Source organism: Marinobacter mobilis (assembly GCF_900106945.1).
Taxonomy (GTDB): domain Bacteria; phylum Pseudomonadota; class Gammaproteobacteria; order Pseudomonadales; family Oleiphilaceae; genus Marinobacter; species Marinobacter mobilis.
The window spans coordinates 1-19,763 of the sequence record NZ_FNNE01000008.1; the positions used below are offsets into that span (position 1 = coordinate 1).

Consider the following 19,763-nt stretch of genomic DNA (forward strand, 5'->3'; position numbering starts at 1 on the left):
GTTGAGATGTTCCGCAAGCTGCTGGACGAAGGTCGTGCCGGTGAGAACGTTGGTGTTCTGCTGCGTGGTACCAAGCGTGACGACGTTGAGCGTGGTCAGGTTCTGTGTGTACCGGGCTCCATCAAGCCGCACACCCGCTTCGAATGTGAAGTGTACGTTCTGAGCAAGGAAGAAGGCGGTCGTCATACTCCGTTCTTCAAAGGCTACCGTCCCCAGTTCTACTTCCGGACCACTGACGTGACCGGTTCTTGCGAACTGCCGGAAGGTGTTGAAATGGTAATGCCTGGTGATAACGTCAAGATGGACGTTACCCTGATCGCTCCGATCGCGATGGAAGAAGGTCTGCGCTTCGCCATCCGTGAAGGTGGTCGTACTGTGGGTGCCGGCGTTGTCGCCAAGATCGTAGAGTAATTTACTGCTCTTTCGATTTTCGAAGAGGGGGCTGCTCGGCAGCCCCCTTTTTCTATTCCGAGGAAAGCCTGAGCTGTGTTGGGTGCGCATTTGTGCGTAGCTTGACATGGTTGGGTATTCTGCATACAATGCGGCTCCTTTTTTTGAAGGTCGGCTAAAAGTAGCTGCTACGAGTGGAGTTTGGTGCATCATGCAAAGCCAAAAGATTCGAATCCGGTTGAAGGCGTTTGATTATCGCCTTATCGACCAGTCCACGCAGGAGATCGTCGATACCGCTAAGCGTACCGGCGCCCAAGTGCGTGGTCCCATCCCTCTGCCGACGCGGAAGGAAAAGTACACCGTTCTGATTTCACCGCACGTCAACAAAGATGCGCGCGATCAGTACGAGATTCGTACGCATAAGCGTCTGCTCGACATTGTTGAGCCGACGGAGAAGACAGTAGATGCTCTGATGAAGTTGGACCTGGCAGCAGGTGTAGACGTTCAGATCAGCCTCGGCTAATACCGCCCGGTATTAGTCTGTGTAACTGTCATAGGCCATAGAGGGTGCAAGCCCCGTACACTATAGAGGTGAAACATGGCAATTGGTGTTGTCGGTCGTAAGGCCGGTATGACCCGTATTTTTACGGAAGATGGGCAGTCTCTGCCTGTTACGGTAATTGAGGTTGAGCCCAACCGCATTACCCAGCTGAAGACTCTCGAAACTGACGGCTACCGTGCGGTTCAGGTAACTGTGGGTCAGCGTCGTTCCTCTCGCGTAACCAAGGCTGAAGCCGGTCACTTTGCCAAGGCAGGTGTCGAGGCGGGCCGTGGTGTGTGGGAATTCCGCCTGGCGGAAGGTGAGGGCGAAGATCTGGTTGCAGGTGGTGAAATCACTGCGTCCATCTTTGAAGATGGTCAGGTGATTGACGCGACTGGTCAGTCCAAGGGTAAAGGCTTCCAGGGTGGCGTTAAGCGCTGGAACTTTACTATGCAGGACGCCACTCACGGTAACTCCCTGTCTCACCGTGCTCCTGGTTCTATTGGTCAGAACCAGACTCCGGGTCGGGTTTTCAAAGGCAAGAAGATGGCGGGCCAGATGGGTAATGCTCAGGTAACTGTGCAAAACCTGCAGGTCGTCCGTGTCGATGCCGAGCGCAACTTGCTGTTGATCCGTGGTGCCGTTCCAGGTGCTACTGGCGGCAACGTTGTCATCAAGCCTGCAGTTAAAGCCTGAGGAGCGGTGCGATGGAATTGACTATTACAGGTAGCGGCAAGGGAATCTCGGTTTCCGATACCGCATTCGCCAAAGATTTTAACGAGTCGCTGGTTCACCAGGTTGTAACTGCCTACATGGCAGCTGGTCGTCAGGGTACTCGTGCTCAGAAGACTCGTTCAGAAGTAAATGGTGGCGGCAAGAAGCCGTGGCGTCAGAAAGGCACCGGTCGTGCCCGTGCTGGCACCATTCGCAGCCCGCTGTGGCGTTCCGGTGGCGTGACTTTTGCTGCCAAGCCCCAGAACTTCGAGCAGAAAGTTAACCGTAAGATGTATCGTGCGGCTATGTGCTCCATCTTGTCTGAGCTGGTTCGTCAGGAGCGTCTGGTTGTTGTGGATGATCTCTCCATTGAGTCTCCCAAGACCAAAGCCTTCAATGCAAAGCTCAAGGATCTGGGTGTTACCAATGCCCTGATTCTCGCTGAGAACGTTGAGCAGAACCTTCACCTGGCTTCTCGCAACATTCCGCACGTAGACGTGCGTGACGTTGCTGGCCTGGATCCCGTTAGCCTGGTGGCTTTCGATAAGGTTGTGGTTACCGTTCCGGCTCTGAAGAAGATCGAGGAGATGCTGGGATGAATCAGGAACGCATTTACAAGGTCCTGCTTGGGCCGCACGTATCAGAGAAAGCGTCTCTGGCAGCAGAGCGCGGCCAGGTTGTTTTTCGTGTAGCTCCTGATGCTACCAAGCCTGAGATCAAGAAAGCCGTTGAGCAGCTGTTCAACGTAACTGTCGAAGGTGTTCAGGTTCTGAACCGTAAGGGTAAGGTCAAGCGTACTATCCGCGGTTTCGGCAAGCGTAATGACATTCGTAAGGCTTATGTAAAGCTTGCGGAAGGTCAGGACATCGATTTTCTGGATGTGGAATAAGGTAAAGGGGTCGTAATATGCCGATCGTCAAAACCAAACCAACATCTGCTGGCCGCCGTCACGTTGTAAAGATCTACAACCCTGACCTGTACAAAGGGCGCCCTTACGAACCGTTGGTCGAATCTCAGAGCAAATCGGGTGGTCGTAACCATTTTGGTCGCATCACTACCCGTCACATCGGTGGTGGTCATAAGAAGCACTACCGTGTTATCGATTTCAAGCGGACCAAAGATGGTATCCCGGCGACTGTTGAGCGCCTGGAATACGATCCTAACCGCTCTGCGCACATCGCACTCCTCAAGTATGCCGATGGCGAGCGTCGTTACATTATCGCTCCCAAAGGTGTGAGTGTAGGGGATCAAGTGCGTTCCGGCGTCGACGCGCCGATTAAGGTGGGTAGCACTCTGCCAATCCGGAATATTCCGGTTGGTTCCGTGATCCACTGCGTCGAACTCAAGCCTGGCAAAGGTGCTCAGCTGGCTCGCTCTGCGGGCGCATCCGTACAGCTGGTGGCGCGCGAAGGCGCGTACGCGACTCTGCGTCTCCGGTCAGGTGAAATGCGTAAGGTGCTTGTTGACTGTCGTGCAACGTTGGGTGAAGTGTCCAACAGCGAACACAGCCTCAAGCAGCTTGGTAAAGCGGGTGCATCACGTTGGCGCGGCAAACGGCCAACAGTGCGTGGTGTTGCTATGAACCCAGTTGACCATCCGCATGGTGGTGGTGAAGGGCGTACCTCTGGTGGACGTCACCCTGTTACTCCTTGGGGTGTTCCGACCAAAGGGCATAAGACTCGTAAGAACAAGCGTACTGACAGAATGATAGTACGTCGTCGTTCGGCCAAGTAAACGACTACATAGAGGTAAATGCTGTGCCACGTTCTTTAAAGAAAGGTCCTTTTATAGACCTGCATCTGTTGAAGAAGGTCGAGGCAGCTCTGGAAGCTAATGACAAGCGGCCGATCAAAACCTGGTCCCGCCGGTCAACAATCTTCCCGGAGATGGTAGGCCTGACCATTGCAGTCCACAACGGCAAGCAACACGTACCGGTTTATGTCACCGAAGATATGGTTGGTCATAAGCTGGGTGAGTTCGCGGCAACGCGAACCTACCGTGGTCATGCAGCCGACAAGAAAGCTAAACGCTGATTGCGAGGGGAATAGAAATGGAAGTAGCCGCTAAGTACAAGGGCGCTCGCCTCTCTGCTCAGAAAGCTCGTCTTGTCGCTGACCAAGTACGAGGCAAGGCTGTTGAGGACGCCCTGAATATTCTGACTTTCAGCCCGAAGAAGGCTGCCGCGATCATCAAGAAAGCTCTTGAGTCCGCGATTGCCAACGCTGAGCACAATGAAGGTCTGGACGTAGATGATTTGCGGGTTTCCACCATCATGGTGGATGAGGGTCCGACGCTCAAGCGAATCAAGGCTCGAGCTAAGGGGCGCGCTGACCGTATTTTCAAGCGCACCTGTCATATCACCGTCAAGGTCGCCGACAAGTAGGAGATGCTCAGATGGGTCATAAAGTAAATCCAAACGGCATTCGCCTGGGTGTGATCAAAGAGCACAACTCAGTGTGGTATGCCGAGAAGAAGGACTACGCGAAAAACCTGCTGAACGACATCCAGGTTCGCGAATTCCTTGACAAGCGTCTTGAAAAGGCGTCTGTCAGCAAGATTGTGATCGAGCGCCCTGCTCAGAACGCCCGTATCACGATCCATACTGCCCGTCCCGGTATTGTTATCGGTAAGAAGGGTGAAGATGTTGACCGTCTGCGTCGCGAAGTAAGCGACATGATGGGTGTGCCTGTGCACATCAACATCGAAGAGGTCCGCAAGCCGGATCTGGATGCCCGCCTGGTTGCCCAGAATGTCGCTGGTCAGCTCGAGCGTCGCGTAATGTTCCGTCGTGCTATGAAGCGCGCGGTTCAGAACGCTATGCGTCAAGGCGCTAAAGGTATCAAGATCCAGGTTGGTGGTCGTCTTGGGGGTGCTGAAATCGCACGTTCCGAGTGGTATCGCGAAGGTCGCGTTCCTCTGCACACACTGCGTGCAGACATTGATTACGCAACCTATGAAGCGCACACCACTTACGGCGTTATCGGCGTAAAGGTATGGATCTTCAAGGGCGAGATTCTTGGTGGTATGGAGCAAGTCCGTGCTGACAAGAATGCCTCTCGCAAGAAAGGTTCTAAGTAAAGGGGCACTCGTATGCTGCAACCAAAACGAACCAAATTTCGTAAGGTAATGAAAGGCCGTAACACCGGTCTGGCTCAGCGCGGTAACAAGGTGAGCTTCGGTGAATACGGATTGAAAGCGACCAGCCGTGGCCGTATAACTGCACGCCAGATTGAGGCGGCACGTCGGACCATGAACCGTCGCATCAAGCGGGGTGGTAAGATCTGGATCCGTGTTTTCCCGGACAAGCCGATCACTGGCAAGCCGCTTGAAGTACGTATGGGTAAAGGTAAGGGTTCTGTCGAGTACTGGGTGGCTGAGATTCAGCCCGGCAAGATGCTGTACGAGATGGAGGGTGTTGCCGAGGAAGTCGCGCGTGAGGCCTTTGCATTGGCCGCCGCCAAGCTGCCTGTGTCGACCACCTTTGTAACGAGGACGGTGATGTGATGAAAGCTACAGAGCTGCGTGAAAAAACAGTCGAGGAGCTGAACAGCTCGCTGATCGACCTGCTGAAAGAGCAGTTCAACCTTCGCATGCGCAAGGCTACAGGTCAGCTGAATCAGTCTCACCTGCTCCGCAATGTGAAGCGTGACATTGCTCGCGTCAAAACAGTTTTGAACGAAAAGGCAGGACAGTGACATGACCGAAGCTACCAATACTGCCAAAACCCTGACCGGCAAGGTCGTGAGCAACAAGATGGAGAAGTCCATCGTTGTGTTGGTTGAGCGTCGGGTTAAGCACCCGCTGTACGGTAAGTACGTCAAGCGCTCTACCAAGATTCATGCTCACGATGAGAGCAATCAGTGCAATATCGGTGACACCGTTACCATCCAGGAAACCCGTCCGGTCTCCAAGACCAAGAGCTGGGCCCTGGTGGAAGTCACCGAGAAAGCATCCAAGGTGTAAGGCGCCGGGAGATCAACCATGATTCAGACTCAAACAATGCTTGAAGTCGCGGACAACAGCGGTGCACGTCAAGTGCAGTGCATCAAAGTCCTGGGCGGTTCGCACCGGCGTTACGCCAGCGTTGGGGATATCATCAAGGTAACCGTCAAGGAAGCCATCCCCCGCGGTAAAGTGAAGAAAGGCCAGGTCCTGAATGCTGTCGTTGTACGTACCCGTAAAGGTGTACGTCGTCCCGACGGTTCGCTGATCCGTTTTGACGGTAATGCAGCTGTACTTCTGAACAATCAGGACGCGCCCATTGGTACCCGTATCTTCGGACCGGTTACCCGTGAACTGCGTAATGAGAAGTTCATGAAAATTATTTCACTGGCACCCGAAGTACTGTAAGGACTAGAGGCCGGTTATGAAAAAGATCAAACGAGATGACGAAGTAATCGTCACCACGGGCAAAGACAAGGGCAAACGTGGTAAAGTCCTGAAAGTTCAGGACGATGGCCGTCTGGTGGTTTCTGGGATCAATATGATCAAGAAGCACACCAAGCCTAACCCGATGCTTGGCACCCCAGGTGGCATCGTCGAAAAAGAAGCGCCTATCCAGGCTTCCAACGTGGCAATTTTTAATCCGCAGACCGGCAAAGCCGATCGCGTAGGCTTCCAGATCAAGGAAGACGGCGCTAAAGTGCGGATCTTCAAGTCCACGCAAGAAGCTGTCGATAACCAGTAAGCGGTGGTGGTTACGATGCTTAACATGAAAGAGCAGTACACTAAGGAAGTGGTACCCGCCCTGCAGAACGAGTTCGGTTACAAGAACGTCATGCAGGTGCCGCGTATCGAGAAAATCACCCTGAACATGGGTGTTGGCGAAGCGGTAGGTGACAAGAAGCTGATCGAAAACGCAGTGGCGGATCTCGAAGCCCTGACTGGTCAGAAAGTTGTTGTCACCAAGGCTCGCAAATCTGTTGCGGGCTTCAAGATCCGTGAAGGTTGGCCTATCGGTTGTAAAGTGACGCTGCGCGGTGAGCGTATGTGGGACTTCTTTGATCGCCTGGTGCACATCGCGATTCCTCGCGTACGTGATTTCCGCGGTCTGAACCCCAAGTCATTTGACGGTCGCGGTAACTACAGCATGGGTGTGCGTGAGCAGATCATCTTCCCTGAGATCGAGTACGACAAAGTCGACAAGATCCGCGGGCTGGATATCACCATCACCACCACTGCGGGTACCGATGATGAAGGTCGTGAACTGCTGAAAGCCTTTGGCTTTCCGTTCAAGAAATAAGGAATCCGTGTAATGGCTAAGGTTTCCATGAAAAACCGTGAGCTCAAGCGCGAAAAGACCGTAGCGAAATACGCGGTCAAGCGCGCTGAACTCAAGGCGATTATCAAGAACCCGAACACCAGCGATGAAGACCGTTGGAATGCGCAAATGAAGCTGCAACAGCTGCCTCGTGATGCCAGTCCTGCTCGTCTCCGTAACCGCTGCCAGGTTACAGGTCGTCCCCACGGCGTTCTGCGCAAGTTCCAGCTTTCACGCATCAAGCTGCGTGAAGCCGGTATGCGCGGTGACGTACCGGGTCTGACCAAGTCAAGCTGGTAAGGTAGGCGCCTTCCCGCAAGGTGAAGGTGCCCGTTGGTAAGCGGTGCGGCAAGCCGCTGCACAACTAAAAAGATCAGGAGCCTCATACCAATGAGTATGCAAGACACGCTTGCGGATATGATCACTCGTATCCGCAACGCACAGATGGCACAGAAGGCCGACGTGGCCATGCCATCTTCCAAAATCAAGGTCTCCGTAGCCCAGGTCCTCAAGGACGAAGGTTACGTAGAAGACTTTTCCGTCTCAGCTGACGCCAAGCCTGAGCTGACCATCACTCTGAAGTACTTCGGCGGCAAGCCCGTTATCGAAGAAATTCAGCGGGTCAGCCGTCCGAGTCTGCGCCAGTACAAGGGCGCTGGGGAACTGCCGAAAGTAGCCGGCGGTTTGGGAGTCGCCATCGTGTCTACGTCCAAGGGCGTAATGACCGACCGCGCTGCACGTGCTGCTGGCGTGGGTGGCGAAGTCATCTGCACCGTATTCTAAGGGGAGATAACGATGTCCAGGGTTGCCAATAATCCTGTCGTGCTGCCTTCCGGTGTTGAGGTTAAGCTGAACGGACAGGAAATCAATGTGAAGGGCTCCAAGGGAGCGCTTCAATTCACCGTACATCAGGCTGTTGAAGTTTCTCAGGAAGAAAACGTCCTGCGCTTCGCTGCCCGTGATGGCGCCAAGCAGTCCCGCGCTCTCGCAGGAACCACCCGTGCACTCATCAACAACATGGTGACCGGTGTTTCTGCGGGCTTCGAGCGTAAACTCCAGCTTGTGGGCGTTGGTTATCGTGCCCAGGCGCAGGGCAAAAAGCTCAATCTGACACTGGGTTTCTCTCACCCGGTTGAGTACGAGCTGCCCGAGGGGATCACCGCAGAAACTCCGTCCCAGACGGAAGTTGTTATCCGCGGGATCGATAAGCAACAGGTTGGCCAGGTCGCTGCTGAAATTCGCGCTTACCGTCCGCCCGAGCCTTACAAAGGCAAAGGTGTACGTTATGCCGATGAGCATGTACGACGCAAAGAAGCCAAGAAGAAATAAGGCGGGACTATGAGCGCGAATATCGAAAGACTGCGTCGCGCACGTAAAGTGCGCATGAAAATTCGTGAGCTGGGTGCAAACCGTCTGAGTGTACATCGTACACCCCGTCATATGTATGCCCAGGTCACTACCGCGGACGGCAGCAAGGTTCTGGCCTCTGCCTCCACTCTCGACAAGGAACTGCGTCAAGGCGCAACCGGTAACGTCGATGCTGCCAAGAAGGTCGGTCAGCTGATTGCTGAGCGTGCCAAGGCTGCTGGCGTTGAAGCTGTTGCCTTCGATCGTTCCGGTTACCGCTATCACGGACGTGTCCAGGCTCTGGCCGACGCGGCTCGCGAAGCTGGCTTGAAATTCTAAGAGGTGGAGAAGATGAGCGTTAACGAACAGAAGGCGCCTGAGCTCCAGGAGAAGCTGGTCCAGGTAAACCGCGTTGCCAAAGTGGTCAAAGGCGGTCGAATCTTTGCTTTCACTGCTCTGACTGTAGTTGGTGATGGTAAAGGTCGTGTAGGTTTCGGTCGTGGCAAGGCGCGTGAAGTGCCGGTTGCGATCCAGAAAGCCATGGAAGCTGCGCGTAAGAACATGGTTGACGTCGCTCTGGACGGCACCACGCTGCAGTACCCTGTGAAGGCCGTTCACGGCGGTTCCAAGGTATACATGCAGCCGGCCTCTGAAGGTACCGGTATCATTGCCGGCGGTGCTATGCGCGCCGTACTGGAAGTGGCAGGTGTTCAGAACGTACTGTCCAAGTGTTACGGATCGACCAACCCGGTCAACGTGGTCCGTTCCACAATCAAGGGTCTCCAGGCTATGCAAGCGCCTGAAGATATCGCAGCCAAGCGCGGCAAGACCGTGGAAGATATTCTGGGTTGAAGTCATGGCGAATGCTAAAAAGATCAAGGTTACACTGACCCGCAGCCCAATCGGCTGCCAGCCCAAGCACAAGCTGTGCGTTAAGGGCCTGGGTCTGCGCAAAATCGGTCACACCGTAGAAGTGGAAGACACTCCTTCCGTTCGCGGTATGGTCAACAAGGTGAACTACCTGGTTCGGGTGGAGGAGAACTAAGATGCGTTTGAACGAACTTAGTCCAGAACCCGGTTCACGCCCGAACGCCAAGCGCGTCGGTCGCGGTATCGGTAGCGGTCTCGGTAAGACCGCTGGTCGTGGTCACAAAGGTCTGAAAGCCCGTTCCGGTGGCAGTGTTGCCCCTGGTTTCGAGGGTGGCCAGCAGCCTTTGGCTCGTCGTCTGCCGAAATTCGGTTTCACTTCTCGTCAGCAGCGTTACGTTGCTGAGATTCGCCTGAACGAACTGGCGAAGGTAGAAGGTGACATCGTTGACCTGGCGGCGCTGAAAAAGGCCGACATCATTCGTGAAGAAATTCGCGAAGCGAAGGTTATCCTGTCTGGCGAACTCAGCCGTCCGGTGACCGTCAAGGGTCTGAAAGTGACCAAAGGCGCTCGCGAGGCTATTGCTGCCGCGGGCGGTAAAGTCGAAGACTAAGGCGAGTCGAGGACTAAATGGCCAAGACAGCATCATTGCCTGCCGGCGCGGGAAAAGGACTTGCAGAGCTGCGTTCGCGGCTCTGGTTCGTATTTCTGGCACTTCTGGTGTACCGGATCGGTGCCCATATCCCGGTGCCGGGAATCAACCCAGATCGGCTGGCGGCACTGTTTGATCAGAATCAGGGAACCATCCTGAGTCTGTTCAACATGTTTTCCGGTGGTGCGCTTGAGCGAATGAGTATCTTCGCGCTGGGGATCATGCCGTACATCTCCGCCTCGATCATCATGCAGCTCATGACTGCGGTTAGTCCGCAGCTTGAGCAGCTGAAGAAAGAAGGCGAAGCAGGGCGGCGCAAGATCAGCCAATACACCCGTTATGGAACAGTGCTTCTGGCGCTGGTTCAGGGGCTGGGTATTTCTGTCGGTCTGGCATCCCAGGGTGTCACCTTCAACGATAGTTTCAGCTTCCACTTCGTGGCCGTCATCTCCTTTGTGTGTGGTGCGGTGTTCATGATGTGGCTGGGTGAGCAGATCACTGAGCGGGGCGTAGGCAACGGAATTTCCTTGCTGATCTTCGCGGGTATCGTGGCGGGTCTTCCCGGTGCTGTTGGGCAAACGCTTGAGCAGGCCCGGAACGGTGAAATGAGTTTGCTGGTGGTCCTGGCAATCGGTGTGTTTGCGATTGCTGTAGTGGGCTTCGTGGTGTTCATGGAGCGTGGTCAGCGTCGATTGACCATTAACTATGCCAAGCGTCAGCAAGGCCGCCGGGTGTTCGCCCAGCAGTCCAGTCACCTGCCTCTGAAAGTGAACATGGCCGGGGTTATCCCTCCCATCTTCGCGTCCTCTATCCTGCTGTTCCCGGCGTCAATCGGGCAATGGTTTGGCCAGGGTGAAGGCATGGAATGGCTCAGTGATATGTCGCAGGCCTTGGCACCAAGCCAGCCGCTCTATATCATCCTGTTCGCTGCCGCTGTTGTGTTCTTCTGTTTCTTCTACACGGCGTTGATGTATAACCCGAAAGAAGTGGCCGATAACCTCAAGCGTTCCGGCGCCTTTATTCCCGGGATTCGTCCAGGGGACCAGACCGCCAAATATATCGACGGTGTGCTGACTCGTCTCACACTGTTCGGTGCAATGTACATCACAGCGGTGTCGCTGTTCCCTCAGTTCCTGATGGTTTGGGGCAATATTCCCTTCTATCTGGGCGGGACTTCGCTGTTGATTGTTGTAGTCGTTGTGATGGATTTCATGGCTCAGGTTCAGTCGCACCTGATGTCGCATCAGTACGAATCGCTGATGAAGAAGTCCAATCTCAAGGGCTATGGTCGGAACGGCTAACGCCGTTCCCGTTGATATCTGGAGTCGACAATGAAAGTACGCGCTTCGGTAAAGAAAATTTGCCGTAACTGCAAAGTAATTCGTCGCAATGGCTCGGTACGAGTCATTTGCTCGGAGCCTCGCCACAAGCAGCGCCAGGGCTGATTCAAAAGAATCGAAACTGACGACGCAAAGGGTACCGGAATGATAGCGCTTGATCTTTTTATGGTCAGGCGCTATTATTTCGCGCCCTTTTTGTGGCGGATAATTCACACAGCAAAGCTTTGAACGCGGAGTAATTTGGATGGCACGTATAGCCGGTGTCAATATACCCGACAACAAACATGCTGTTATCTCACTGACTTACATTTTTGGAGTCGGTCGGACAGCAGCTCAAAAGCTTTGCGACGCAGCCGGCGTTCAGCCGGACGCCAAGGTCAAAGACCTTAGCGACGATCAGATTGAGTCACTTCGTACCGAAGTGGGCAAACTGACTGTCGAAGGCGATCTGCGTCGTGAAGTTCAGATGAACATTAAGCGTTTGAAGGATCTCGGCTGCTTCCGTGGTCTGCGCCATCGTCATGGACTTCCTGTCCGTGGTCAGCGCACGAAGACCAACGCTCGCACCCGTAAAGGTCCTCGCAAACCGATTCGCAAGTAACAGGTAGGCAATCATGGCAAAGCCAGGTACACGTACCCGTAAAAAGGTGAAAAAGACGGTTGTTGATGGCGTCGCGCACATCCACGCTTCCTTCAACAACACCATCGTGACCATTTCTGATCGTCAGGGCAATGTCCTGTCCTGGGCTACCTCTGGTGGCTCTGGTTTCCGCGGGTCACGTAAGAGTACACCTTTTGCTGCGCAGGTAGCAGCTGAAAGAGCCGGTAACGCGGCTGCTGAATACGGCCTTAAAAACCTGGATGTAGAGGTTAAGGGTCCTGGGCCCGGACGTGAATCTGCAGTTCGTGCGCTGAATGCGTGCGGCTACAAGATCACAAACATCACTGATGTGACGCCGATTCCTCATAACGGCTGTCGTCCGCCCAAGAAGCGCCGCGTCTAAGACAGGAGACAGTGAAATATGGCACGTTACATAGGTCCAAAATGTAAACTGTCTCGTCGTGAAGGGACAGATCTTTTTCTGAAGAGCGGAGCCCGCGCACTTGATTCCAAGTGCAACCTCGAGACTCCTCCAGGCATGCACGGTGCTCGTCGTGGCCGTCTGTCTGAATACGGAGTGCAGCTTCGTGAGAAGCAGAAAGTTCGTCGTATCTACGGCGTTCTGGAAAAGCAGTTCCGTAACTATTACGCCGAGGCAGCTCGCCTGAAAGGTGCAACGGGTGAAAACCTGCTGCAGCTTCTGGAAGCTCGTCTGGATAACGTAGTTTACCGCATGGGTTTTGGTTCTACCCGTGCTGAATCCCGTCAGCTCGTTTCTCACAAAGCGATTCTGGTGAACGACAAGGTAGTGAATATTCCTTCCTACCAGGTCAAGCCGGGTGATGTTGTGAGTGTTCGTGAGAAGGCCAAAAACCAGTTGCGCGTTAAAGGTGCTCTGGATCTGGCTTCTGGACGTGCACCGGTGGGCTGGGTAGAGGTCGACGCCAGCAAGATGTCAGGCGTTTACAAGTCAGTGCCTGAGCGTACTGAGTTGCCGGCCGACATCAATGAGAACCTCATCGTCGAGCTTTACTCTAAGTAAGGCCCAGTTAGCAACGAGAGCAGATAGGGGCGTCTATGCAGCGTTCAGTACATGAGTTATTGACACCTCGTACCATCGACGTAAAGGAATCGAGCAGCACTCGTGCCAAAGTGACTCTGGAGCCGCTGGAAAGGGGTTTTGGTCACACTTTGGGTAGTGCTCTGCGCCGGATACTTTTGTCCTCAATGCCGGGCTGCGCGATCACTGAAGCGCAGATTGACGGTGTTCTGCATGAGTACAGCGCAATCGAAGGTGTCCAGGAAGATGTCATTGAGATTCTTCTGAATCTCAAAGGCGTCGCAGTTAAGATGAGTGACCGTGATGAAGTTGAGCTTACGCTCAGCAAGAAGGGTCCCGGAGTCGTGACTGCTGGCGATATCAAGCTGGATCATAATGTTGAGATCGCGAACCCTGAGCATGTCATTTGCCACCTGAGTGATAACGGCGAAATGAACATGCGTCTCAAGATCGTTCGCGGTCGTGGTTACGAGGCTGCTGATCAGCGCGGTCTGGACGAAGACGAGACACGTGCTATCGGGCGCCTGCAGTTGGATGCTACGTACAGCCCGGTTCGTCGTGTTGCTTACGCGGTCGAAAGTGCCCGTGTTGAGCAGCGTACTGACCTGGACAAGTTGGTTATTGATCTGGAGACCAATGGTACGATCGATCCGGAAGAAGCAATTCGCCGGGCCGCGACCATCCTCCAGCAGCAACTGGCGGTATTCGTTGATTTCGATCACGAAAAAGAGCCGGAGCGCGTAGAGGAAGAGGAAGAAATTGATCCGATTCTGCTGCGTCCGGTGGATGATCTGGAATTGACCGTGCGTTCAGCTAACTGCTTGAAGGCAGAGAACATTTACTACATCGGCGATCTCATTCAGCGGACCGAAGTCGAGCTGCTGAAGACGCCTAACCTGGGTAAAAAGTCGCTGACCGAAATCAAGGACGTGCTCGCTTCGCGCGGTCTGTCCCTGGGGATGCGTCTTGATAACTGGCCGCCGGCGAGCCTTCGTGGCGACGACCGGGTTCTGGGCGGTTAATCGCCGAATTGGTAGTTTAAGGTAAGGAATCAGAGCAATGCGTCATCGTAAGAGTGGTCGTAAGTTCAACAGGACCAGTGCGCATCGCAAAGCCATGTTCCGTAACATGGCCGCGTCACTGGTTGAGCACGAGCTGATCAAAACGACTCTCCCGAAAGCGAAGGAACTTCGCCGGGTGGCTGAGCCGTTGATCACGCTTTCTAAGAATGATTCGGTAGCAAATCGTCGTCTGGCGTTCTCTCGCCTGCGCAACGATGCTGCGGTAGCCAAGCTCTTTGAAGAGCTGGGTCCCCGTTACTCCGAGCGTCCAGGTGGTTACCTGCGCATCCTGAAGTGCGGCTTCCGCGCTGGCGATAATGCCCCTATGGCATTCGTTGAGCTGGTCGGTCGTCCTCTGGATATCGAAGCAGAAGAAGTGGGCGGTGACGAGGAGTAATTTCCTCAACGCAGCCCGAAAAAAAGCCGGTAACGAAAGTTACCGGCTTTTTTTGTGTTTTGATTTTGCCTGGCGCAGAGGGTCTGCGCCAGGCAATCAAGGGCATCAGCCCTTGTAGGCGGCCACGGAGTCTTCGATCGCCTTGCGAGCGGCGGCGGCGTTGTCCCAGCCCTGGACCTTGACCCACTTGCCTGACTCGAGCGTCTTGTAGTTCTCGAAGAAGTGCTGGATCTGGTCGCGCAGCAACTGAGGCAGGTCTTCGATGTCTTTGACGTCAACGTAGGACTTGGTCACCTTCTCGTGAGGTACAGCAACCAGCTTGGCGTCGCCACCGGCCTCGTCTTCCATGTTGAGTACGCCAACTGGGCGGCAGCGGATGACAGAGCCCGCCTGAACCGGATATGGGGTTACAACAAGCACGTCCAGCGGGTCGCCATCGTCGGCCAGGGTATGGGGGATGAAACCATAGTTGGCCGGGTAGAACATCGGGGTGGCCATGAAGCGGTCTACCAGCAGAGCGCCCATTTCTTTGTCCAGCTCGTACTTGACCGGGGAGCTGTTCGCCGGGATCTCAATCGCGACGTAGATGTCTTCGGGGGGGTTCTTGCCAGCGGGAATGTTATCGAAGTTCATAATCGATCCTTGGTTGGATGGCCGTTTAACTGCTATTGAAAAGTGGCGCAATTATACGTGTATCCGGCATATATCGAAACTAAACCATGGTAGGTTGCTGATGCCCGGGACCAACGGGCCCTCACAGCTTCATTTGCTTGGCAATCAGTTCCTTCATGATCTCATCCGTGCCACCGCCGATCGAGAGGATCTTGGCGTCCCGGTACAGGCGTTCAACCACGGACTCCCGCATATAGCCCATGCCTCCGTGCAGCTGGACGGCTTCCCGTGTAACGTATTCACAGACCTCGACGGCAAAGTTCTTGGCCATCGCGACTTCCTTGATAGGATTCTTGCCCGCCTGCATCAGCGCTGCACAGCGGTAAGCATATTCACGGGCCACATCGATCCTTGTGGCCATATCCACCAATTTGTGGCGTGTGACTTGAAAGCGCTCGATCGGTCGGCCAAAGGCTTCCCTTTGATGGGTATAAGCGAGGCTTTCTTCGAGTGCAATTTGCGCCGTCATGTAAGCCATGATGGTCAGCATGAGTCTTTCCTGCAGGAAGTTGCTCATGATGGCGATAAAGCCGGCATTTTCGGCGCCGATCAGGTTTTCGGCGGGGACCCGGCAGTCCTCAAAGAACAGCTCTGCGGTATCGCTGGCCCACCAGCCCATTTTCTTGAGCTTGTTGCCACGGCTGAACCCGGGCGTTTCGCGGGGAATGAGTAGCAGGCTTATGCCGCCATGGCCTTCGCCGCCGGTGCGAACGGCGACGGTGTAATAGTCGGCGCGGCAACCGCTGGTAATGAAGGTCTTGCTGCCGTTCACGATGTAGTGGTCACCGTCGCGAACGGCGCGGGTTTTCAGGTTGGCAACGTCGGAGCCGCCATTCGGCTCGGTAATGGCCAGGGCGGAGATCTTTTCGCCGCGCAGTACCCGTGGAACGACCTGCTCGCGTACCGACGGCTGAGCCCATTTGGCAACCGGGGGAAGGCCGATATCGAGGGAACCGAGGCTCGCGACCAGGCCACCGGAGGTCGAGCGCATCAGTTCTTCGGATACCGCGACCTTGAGAAAGGTGTCACCGGCGCCGGTGCCGCCGAGAGCTTCGTCAAATCCGATGCCAAGAAGGCCTGCTTCACCCGCGAGGCGGTATAGGTCGCGGGGAAACTCACCTGCCTCCTCCCAGTCATCGATATGGGGGCGAACGTGGGTGTTGATGAACTTCCGAACGGTCTGGCGAACCTGTTCGTGGGTTTCGTTAAAATACTGAGTCACGACAAACTGGCCTCTGCTGATGGTCGAGAGGACAGTTTGGCGAATTATCGACGACCAAGCAAGCGCTTGGTACGGTTTGTCGGGTCAGATGCCTGGTCGTGGGATACTCTGCACGCCGTTTGCGGTACCTAGCAGGAGCAGATCGGCGGGGCGGCGGGCGAACAGGCCATTGGTGACAACACCGACAATCTGGTTGAGGCGTTCTTCGGCCTGAATCGGGCGGGACAGGTCCATATTGTGGACGTCGATGATGATGTTGCCGTTGTCCGTCACCACCCCCTCCCGATATACCGGGTCGCCGCCGAGTTTGACGATTTCCCGGCCAACGTGGCTGCGGGCCATCGGAATCACTTCCACCGGAAGCGGAAACTGGCCGAGTACACCGACCATTTTTGACTCGTCCGCGATGCAGATGAAGGTCTTGGCCACGGCGGCCACGATCTTTTCCCGGGTGAGGGCCGCGCCGCCGCCCTTGATCAGCTCGAGGCGTTCGTTGCTTTCGTCGGCGCCATCGATATAGAACTCCAGAGTGCCGGCGCTGTTGAGTTCATACACCGGAATGCCGTGGCCTTTCAGTCGCTCAGCGGTGGCTTCAGAACTGGCGACGGCGCCGTCAAACTCGGTGCGGATCTCGGCGAGCATGTCAATGAAGTGGTTGGCGGTGCTGCCTGTGCCAACGCCAATGATGCTGTCGCTGCTTAGGCGCGGAGTGATGTAGTCCAGCGCTGCGCGAGCGACAGCCTGTTTCAGTTGATCCTGGTTCATGTCTGGCTCCGGATGTGGGCTTGGTCGGCAAAGTGGGAAAGAAAAGTGGCTTTATTATATCCCTCCCGCCTACTGGGTTATAGACGGCACCCCGGCAAACTTTCTACACTGTCCGTTTTTCTCTGCCCGGGCGGTTGCGACTGCTGCGGGGCACTTCGTGATGGAACCCGAGATTATGTTGCAACGCTACATCAAGAAAATCCTGGATGCCCGTGTTTACGACGTGGCTATCGAAACGCCGCTGACCGAAGCCCGCAATCTGTCCAAGCGTTTCGAAAACCAGATTATGCTGAAGCGCGAAGACCTGCAGCCGGTGTTTTCATTCAAGTTACGAGGTGCCTATAACCGCATTGCCCAGCTTTCCGAGGAACAGAAGTCCCGTGGCGTTATCTGTGCGTCAGCTGGAAATCATGCCCAGGGGGTCGCGCTAGCCGCCAAGAAACTCGGGATCAAGGCGGTGATCGTCATGCCCCAGACCACCCCGGAGATCAAGGTGCGCTCGGTGCGCAGTCATGGTGCGAAGGTGGTGCTCAAGGGCGATGCCTACGACGAAGCGGCCGCCCATGCCGCTGAACTGGTTGAAAAACAGGGCCTGACCTACATCCACCCTTTCGATGATCCCGATGTCATCGCCGGTCAGGGGACGGTCGCGATGGAACTGATGTGGCAGTTTACCCAGCCGCTGCACGCCGTGTTTATCCCCGTCGGGGGCGGAGGTCTGATTGCCGGGATGGCGGCGTATATCAAGTACCTGCGGCCGGAGATTCGTGTCATAGGGGTGGAGCCTGCTGACTCCAACTGTCTGCAGGCCGCGATGGAATCCCGTGACCGGGTCGTGCTGGATGAAGTCGGGATATTTGCTGACGGTGTGGCCGTCAAACAGATCGGTCAGCATACCTGGGATCTGTGCAAGGATCTGGTGGACGAAGTCATTACGGTGTCTACCGACGAAATCTGCGCCGCCATCAAGGATGTCTTCGATGACACCCGTTCCATTGCGGAGCCTGCGGGCGCTCTGTCCGTTGCCGGCATAAAGAAATACATTCGGCGGGAAGACCTGCAGGGGGAGAATCTGGTTGGCGTGCTAAGTGGGGCCAACATGAACTTTGATCGGCTGCGTTATATCTCTGAACGGACGGAAATCGGTGAAAAGCGCGAGGCGATACTGGCAGTGACGATTCCTGAGCAGCCGGGGGCCTTCAAGTCATTCATCAATGCCCTGCATAAACGCAGCATCACCGAGTTCAACTATCGCTACGCAGATGAGGCTGAAGCCCGTATCTTTGTGGGCATCCAGATCCAGCAGGGCGGGTTGGGGCGTGATGAGCTGGTGCAGGAGCTGAGGGAAAACGGCTACGGGGTGGTTGATCTCACCGACAGTGACCTGGCGAAGCAGCATATTCGCCATATGGTTGGGGGGCATGCCCCGGCGGTTAGCAATGAGCGGGTGTTCCAGTTCCAGTTCCCCGAGCGTCCAGGGGCGTTGCTCAAGTTCCTGATGTCTCTCGGCACCCGTTGGAATATCTCCATGTTCCACTATCGTAATCACGGAGCCGCCTATAGCCGGGTGCTGATGGGGGCGCAAGTCGATGAGGGGGACCTTAAGGCTTTCCAGGCCATGCTCGACAAGGTGGGGTTCCGTTACAAGGATGTGACTGACAATGAAGCCTATCGTCTGTTCTTGGGGGCGGGGAACGGCACGGAGTAAGGGGTGCTGGGTGAGATTGGCGAAGATGAACAAATCGTAATCTGTTATGAATTGTAAATCGGGAGATGCGTGATAGTCTTCCAGCTAATTGTTCACTAAGCTAACTAGCCAATTGATTTCCAATGCATTGACTAGTCTTTCAACCGGAGAGTTTTGTCATGAATCGCAAGCCTGACACCATTCGGGCCATAGTTCTGGTCTTCGCGATCGGGCTTGCGGTTACCGCGTTTACCTCGTTGCAGGCATCGGAGAGCGATCGTCGAGTCAGTGAGGATGTGGTTACCGTTCCCGGTTTCCGTTAATACCCTCCTTATATAAGTCCCAGGCCCCGGTTTCCTTGCTGCGGGCTATTGCAGATCGTAGCGCCGTTGCTCAGTGACAATGCCCTGCAGGGGGATATCCCACGGTTCGATCGGTAGTCGCGCTACTCGCTGAATCTCATGGGCCAGACCAATCAGCTTGGGGGCCAGTCTTGGGGTTCGGCGCACGAATGCAAAGGTGCGATCATAAAAACCACCCCCCATGCCCAGACGCCCGCCGTCCAGATCGAATCCGACCAGGGGTAGCAGGACCGCATCCAGCGCCCAGGCGGGGCGGTTTTCGGGGCCGTCAAATACCGGTTCGGGTATGCCAAAGCGGTTCGGGCGCAGGATGGTTGACTCGGTAAATGGGGTGAAGACCATGTGGCCGTCGCGAAATGGATGCAACACGGGAAGGTAGAACTGAATTCCCCGGGAGCGAGCGGCACGCAAGTAAGGCGCTGGATCGATTTCGCCATCGTTGGCCAGATAGACCGCAATGTGGCGGGCGCGGTACAGCGACGGACTGGCCAGAAGGTGCTGGGCCATCTGTGCTGCGGACTTTTTTTGCTGGGCCTGACTGAGTGAGCGGCGGCGGTGTCTCAGTGCCTTGCGAATAGCGCTGCGAGAGGATTGTTCGGGATGGGGATCGAAAGGGGCAGTGAGCGGCGTACGCATCTAAAAATAAGCTTCCCGGGTTGCCGTTATCGGATGTAGCCCTTGAACCCAAGGTTCAAGGTTGGTGGCCGCTGTGGCAGATTAGGCTTTCCCCCGCGGGGGACATGCTCACAATGCCCTGAAGTGGCCACCTGGGTATTGCGCATCGGCTCGAGGACGTCTCCGACCGGCGAACAACCCAGGAAGTT

Annotated in this window: 35 protein-coding genes and 1 other RNA gene; 31 read left to right on the forward strand and 5 right to left on the reverse strand. The window is 55.3% G+C overall.

The genetic code is table 11. The features are described 5' to 3' along the window. The 29 genes from BLV11_RS12835 to rplQ all read left to right on the forward strand — a co-directional run. Positions 1–411, forward strand: a 411-nt coding sequence (locus BLV11_RS12835; protein ID WP_342707447.1) for an EF-Tu C-terminal domain-related protein, incomplete at its 5' end; no start/stop codon positions are given. Between the two features lie 190 nt (positions 412–601). Continuing rightward, the gene (rpsJ, locus tag BLV11_RS12840; protein ID WP_004580743.1) at positions 602–913 is read left to right on the forward strand and encodes a 30S ribosomal protein S10; all 312 of its coding nucleotides are present in this window, start codon (positions 602–604) and stop codon (positions 911–913) included. Positions 914–988: 75 nt separating this feature from the next. Beyond that, a complete protein-coding gene (gene rplC / locus BLV11_RS12845) occupies positions 989–1,627 on the forward strand; it encodes a 50S ribosomal protein L3 (protein WP_091814931.1) in 639 nt (212 codons plus the stop codon). 11 nt (positions 1,628–1,638) lie between these two features. Then, positions 1,639–2,244, forward strand: coding sequence for a 50S ribosomal protein L4 (rplD, locus tag BLV11_RS12850; protein WP_091814934.1), 606 nt, complete (start codon positions 1,639–1,641; stop codon positions 2,242–2,244). Continuing rightward, the gene (gene rplW / locus BLV11_RS12855; RefSeq protein ID WP_091814937.1) at positions 2,241–2,534 is read left to right on the forward strand and encodes a 50S ribosomal protein L23; all 294 of its coding nucleotides are present in this window, start codon (positions 2,241–2,243) and stop codon (positions 2,532–2,534) included. Before rplD ends, rplW begins: the two co-directional genes overlap by 4 nt. Positions 2,535–2,551: 17 nt before the next feature. Continuing rightward, positions 2,552–3,379: a 50S ribosomal protein L2 gene (rplB, locus tag BLV11_RS12860; RefSeq protein ID WP_091814939.1), complete on the forward strand. Its 828-nt coding sequence runs from the start codon at positions 2,552–2,554 to the stop codon at positions 3,377–3,379. A gap of 23 nt (positions 3,380–3,402) precedes the next feature. After that, positions 3,403–3,678 (forward strand): 30S ribosomal protein S19, encoded by a 276-nt coding sequence (rpsS, locus tag BLV11_RS12865; protein WP_058089997.1) that lies wholly within the window; start codon positions 3,403–3,405, stop codon positions 3,676–3,678. A 17-nt stretch (positions 3,679–3,695) separates the two neighbouring features. Then, positions 3,696–4,028, forward strand: a complete 333-nt coding sequence (gene rplV / locus BLV11_RS12870) for a 50S ribosomal protein L22 (protein WP_091814941.1) — start codon at positions 3,696–3,698, stop codon at positions 4,026–4,028. Between the two features lie 11 nt (positions 4,029–4,039). Continuing rightward, the gene (gene rpsC, locus BLV11_RS12875) at positions 4,040–4,723 is read left to right on the forward strand and encodes a 30S ribosomal protein S3 (protein ID WP_091814944.1); all 684 of its coding nucleotides are present in this window, start codon (positions 4,040–4,042) and stop codon (positions 4,721–4,723) included. A 12-nt stretch (positions 4,724–4,735) separates the two neighbouring features. Next, positions 4,736–5,149: a 50S ribosomal protein L16 gene (rplP, locus tag BLV11_RS12880; RefSeq protein ID WP_091814947.1), complete on the forward strand. Its 414-nt coding sequence runs from the start codon at positions 4,736–4,738 to the stop codon at positions 5,147–5,149. Further along, positions 5,149–5,340 carry a 50S ribosomal protein L29 gene (rpmC, locus tag BLV11_RS12885; protein ID WP_091814950.1) on the forward strand — a complete coding sequence of 64 codons (192 nt, stop codon included), beginning with the start codon at positions 5,149–5,151 and terminating at the stop codon, positions 5,338–5,340. The genes rplP and rpmC overlap by 1 nt, the downstream gene beginning before the upstream one ends. A 1-nt stretch (position 5,341) precedes the next feature. Then, positions 5,342–5,608, forward strand: coding sequence for a 30S ribosomal protein S17 (gene rpsQ, locus BLV11_RS12890; RefSeq protein WP_091814955.1), 267 nt, complete (start codon positions 5,342–5,344; stop codon positions 5,606–5,608). 18 nt (positions 5,609–5,626) lie between these two features. After that, entirely contained in the window at positions 5,627–5,995 is a 369-nt protein-coding gene (rplN, locus tag BLV11_RS12895) for a 50S ribosomal protein L14 (RefSeq protein ID WP_091814959.1), read from the forward strand. A gap of 16 nt (positions 5,996–6,011) precedes the next feature. After that, positions 6,012–6,332 (forward strand): 50S ribosomal protein L24, encoded by a 321-nt coding sequence (gene rplX / locus BLV11_RS12900; protein WP_091814963.1) that lies wholly within the window; start codon positions 6,012–6,014, stop codon positions 6,330–6,332. 15 nt (positions 6,333–6,347) lie between these two features. Then, positions 6,348–6,887, forward strand: coding sequence for a 50S ribosomal protein L5 (gene rplE / locus BLV11_RS12905; RefSeq protein WP_091814968.1), 540 nt, complete (start codon positions 6,348–6,350; stop codon positions 6,885–6,887). 12 nt (positions 6,888–6,899) lie between these two features. After that, a complete protein-coding gene (rpsN, locus tag BLV11_RS12910) occupies positions 6,900–7,205 on the forward strand; it encodes a 30S ribosomal protein S14 (protein ID WP_091814971.1) in 306 nt (101 codons plus the stop codon). 90 nt (positions 7,206–7,295) lie between these two features. Next, entirely contained in the window at positions 7,296–7,688 is a 393-nt protein-coding gene (rpsH, locus tag BLV11_RS12915; protein WP_091814975.1) for a 30S ribosomal protein S8, read from the forward strand. 12 nt (positions 7,689–7,700) lie between these two features. Then, complete coding sequence (rplF, locus tag BLV11_RS12920; protein WP_091814979.1) at positions 7,701–8,234, forward strand: 50S ribosomal protein L6; 534 nt, start codon at positions 7,701–7,703, stop codon at positions 8,232–8,234. Between the two features lie 9 nt (positions 8,235–8,243). Then, positions 8,244–8,591 (forward strand): 50S ribosomal protein L18, encoded by a 348-nt coding sequence (rplR, locus tag BLV11_RS12925; protein ID WP_091814983.1) that lies wholly within the window; start codon positions 8,244–8,246, stop codon positions 8,589–8,591. A gap of 12 nt (positions 8,592–8,603) precedes the next feature. After that, a complete protein-coding gene (gene rpsE, locus BLV11_RS12930) occupies positions 8,604–9,104 on the forward strand; it encodes a 30S ribosomal protein S5 (protein WP_091814987.1) in 501 nt (166 codons plus the stop codon). Positions 9,105–9,108: 4 nt separating this feature from the next. After that, a complete protein-coding gene (gene rpmD / locus BLV11_RS12935; RefSeq protein ID WP_091814991.1) occupies positions 9,109–9,297 on the forward strand; it encodes a 50S ribosomal protein L30 in 189 nt (62 codons plus the stop codon). A 1-nt stretch (position 9,298) separates the two neighbouring features. Beyond that, the gene (gene rplO, locus BLV11_RS12940) at positions 9,299–9,733 is read left to right on the forward strand and encodes a 50S ribosomal protein L15 (RefSeq protein WP_091814995.1); all 435 of its coding nucleotides are present in this window, start codon (positions 9,299–9,301) and stop codon (positions 9,731–9,733) included. Positions 9,734–9,750: 17 nt separating this feature from the next. Then, positions 9,751–11,073, forward strand: a complete 1,323-nt coding sequence (gene secY, locus BLV11_RS12945) for a preprotein translocase subunit SecY (RefSeq protein WP_091814999.1) — start codon at positions 9,751–9,753, stop codon at positions 11,071–11,073. Positions 11,074–11,103: 30 nt separating this feature from the next. Then, positions 11,104–11,217: a 50S ribosomal protein L36 gene (rpmJ, locus tag BLV11_RS12950; RefSeq protein WP_008174902.1), complete on the forward strand. Its 114-nt coding sequence runs from the start codon at positions 11,104–11,106 to the stop codon at positions 11,215–11,217. A gap of 139 nt (positions 11,218–11,356) precedes the next feature. Then, positions 11,357–11,713, forward strand: coding sequence for a 30S ribosomal protein S13 (gene rpsM, locus BLV11_RS12955; protein ID WP_091815005.1), 357 nt, complete (start codon positions 11,357–11,359; stop codon positions 11,711–11,713). Positions 11,714–11,726: 13 nt separating this feature from the next. Next, complete coding sequence (gene rpsK / locus BLV11_RS12960) at positions 11,727–12,116, forward strand: 30S ribosomal protein S11 (protein WP_007153992.1); 390 nt, start codon at positions 11,727–11,729, stop codon at positions 12,114–12,116. Positions 12,117–12,134: 18 nt separating this feature from the next. Then, positions 12,135–12,755 (forward strand): 30S ribosomal protein S4, encoded by a 621-nt coding sequence (rpsD, locus tag BLV11_RS12965; protein ID WP_091815008.1) that lies wholly within the window; start codon positions 12,135–12,137, stop codon positions 12,753–12,755. A 35-nt stretch (positions 12,756–12,790) separates the two neighbouring features. Further along, positions 12,791–13,795, forward strand: coding sequence for a DNA-directed RNA polymerase subunit alpha (locus tag BLV11_RS12970; protein ID WP_091815012.1), 1,005 nt, complete (start codon positions 12,791–12,793; stop codon positions 13,793–13,795). A gap of 37 nt (positions 13,796–13,832) precedes the next feature. Then, entirely contained in the window at positions 13,833–14,231 is a 399-nt protein-coding gene (rplQ, locus tag BLV11_RS12975) for a 50S ribosomal protein L17 (RefSeq protein WP_091815015.1), read from the forward strand. A gap of 105 nt (positions 14,232–14,336) precedes the next feature. Here rplQ and ppa read toward each other — a convergent pair whose 3' ends face one another. From ppa to rpiA, 3 genes are all read right to left on the reverse strand, one after another. Continuing rightward, complete coding sequence (ppa, locus tag BLV11_RS12980; RefSeq protein ID WP_091815019.1) at positions 14,337–14,864, reverse strand: inorganic diphosphatase; 528 nt, start codon at positions 14,862–14,864, stop codon at positions 14,337–14,339. A gap of 121 nt (positions 14,865–14,985) precedes the next feature. Next, positions 14,986–16,125, reverse strand: a complete 1,140-nt coding sequence (locus tag BLV11_RS12985) for an acyl-CoA dehydrogenase family protein (RefSeq protein ID WP_091815022.1) — start codon at positions 16,123–16,125, stop codon at positions 14,986–14,988. Positions 16,126–16,209: 84 nt separating this feature from the next. Further along, positions 16,210–16,890: a ribose-5-phosphate isomerase RpiA gene (gene rpiA, locus BLV11_RS12990; RefSeq protein ID WP_091815025.1), complete on the reverse strand. Its 681-nt coding sequence runs from the start codon at positions 16,888–16,890 to the stop codon at positions 16,210–16,212. Between the two features lie 160 nt (positions 16,891–17,050). Between rpiA and ilvA the strand changes: the two genes are divergently transcribed. After that, positions 17,051–18,598: a threonine ammonia-lyase, biosynthetic gene (gene ilvA, locus BLV11_RS12995; protein WP_281242781.1), complete on the forward strand. Its 1,548-nt coding sequence runs from the start codon at positions 17,051–17,053 to the stop codon at positions 18,596–18,598. A gap of 158 nt (positions 18,599–18,756) precedes the next feature. Next, positions 18,757–18,900 (forward strand): hypothetical protein, encoded by a 144-nt coding sequence (locus tag BLV11_RS18335; protein ID WP_175528352.1) that lies wholly within the window; start codon positions 18,757–18,759, stop codon positions 18,898–18,900. 45 nt (positions 18,901–18,945) lie between these two features. Here BLV11_RS18335 and BLV11_RS13000 read toward each other — a convergent pair whose 3' ends face one another. Continuing rightward, positions 18,946–19,575, reverse strand: coding sequence for a 5-formyltetrahydrofolate cyclo-ligase (locus BLV11_RS13000; protein WP_091815031.1), 630 nt, complete (start codon positions 19,573–19,575; stop codon positions 18,946–18,948). An 8-nt stretch (positions 19,576–19,583) separates the two neighbouring features. Further along, positions 19,584–19,763, reverse strand: a non-coding RNA gene (gene ssrS / locus BLV11_RS13005) — 6S RNA.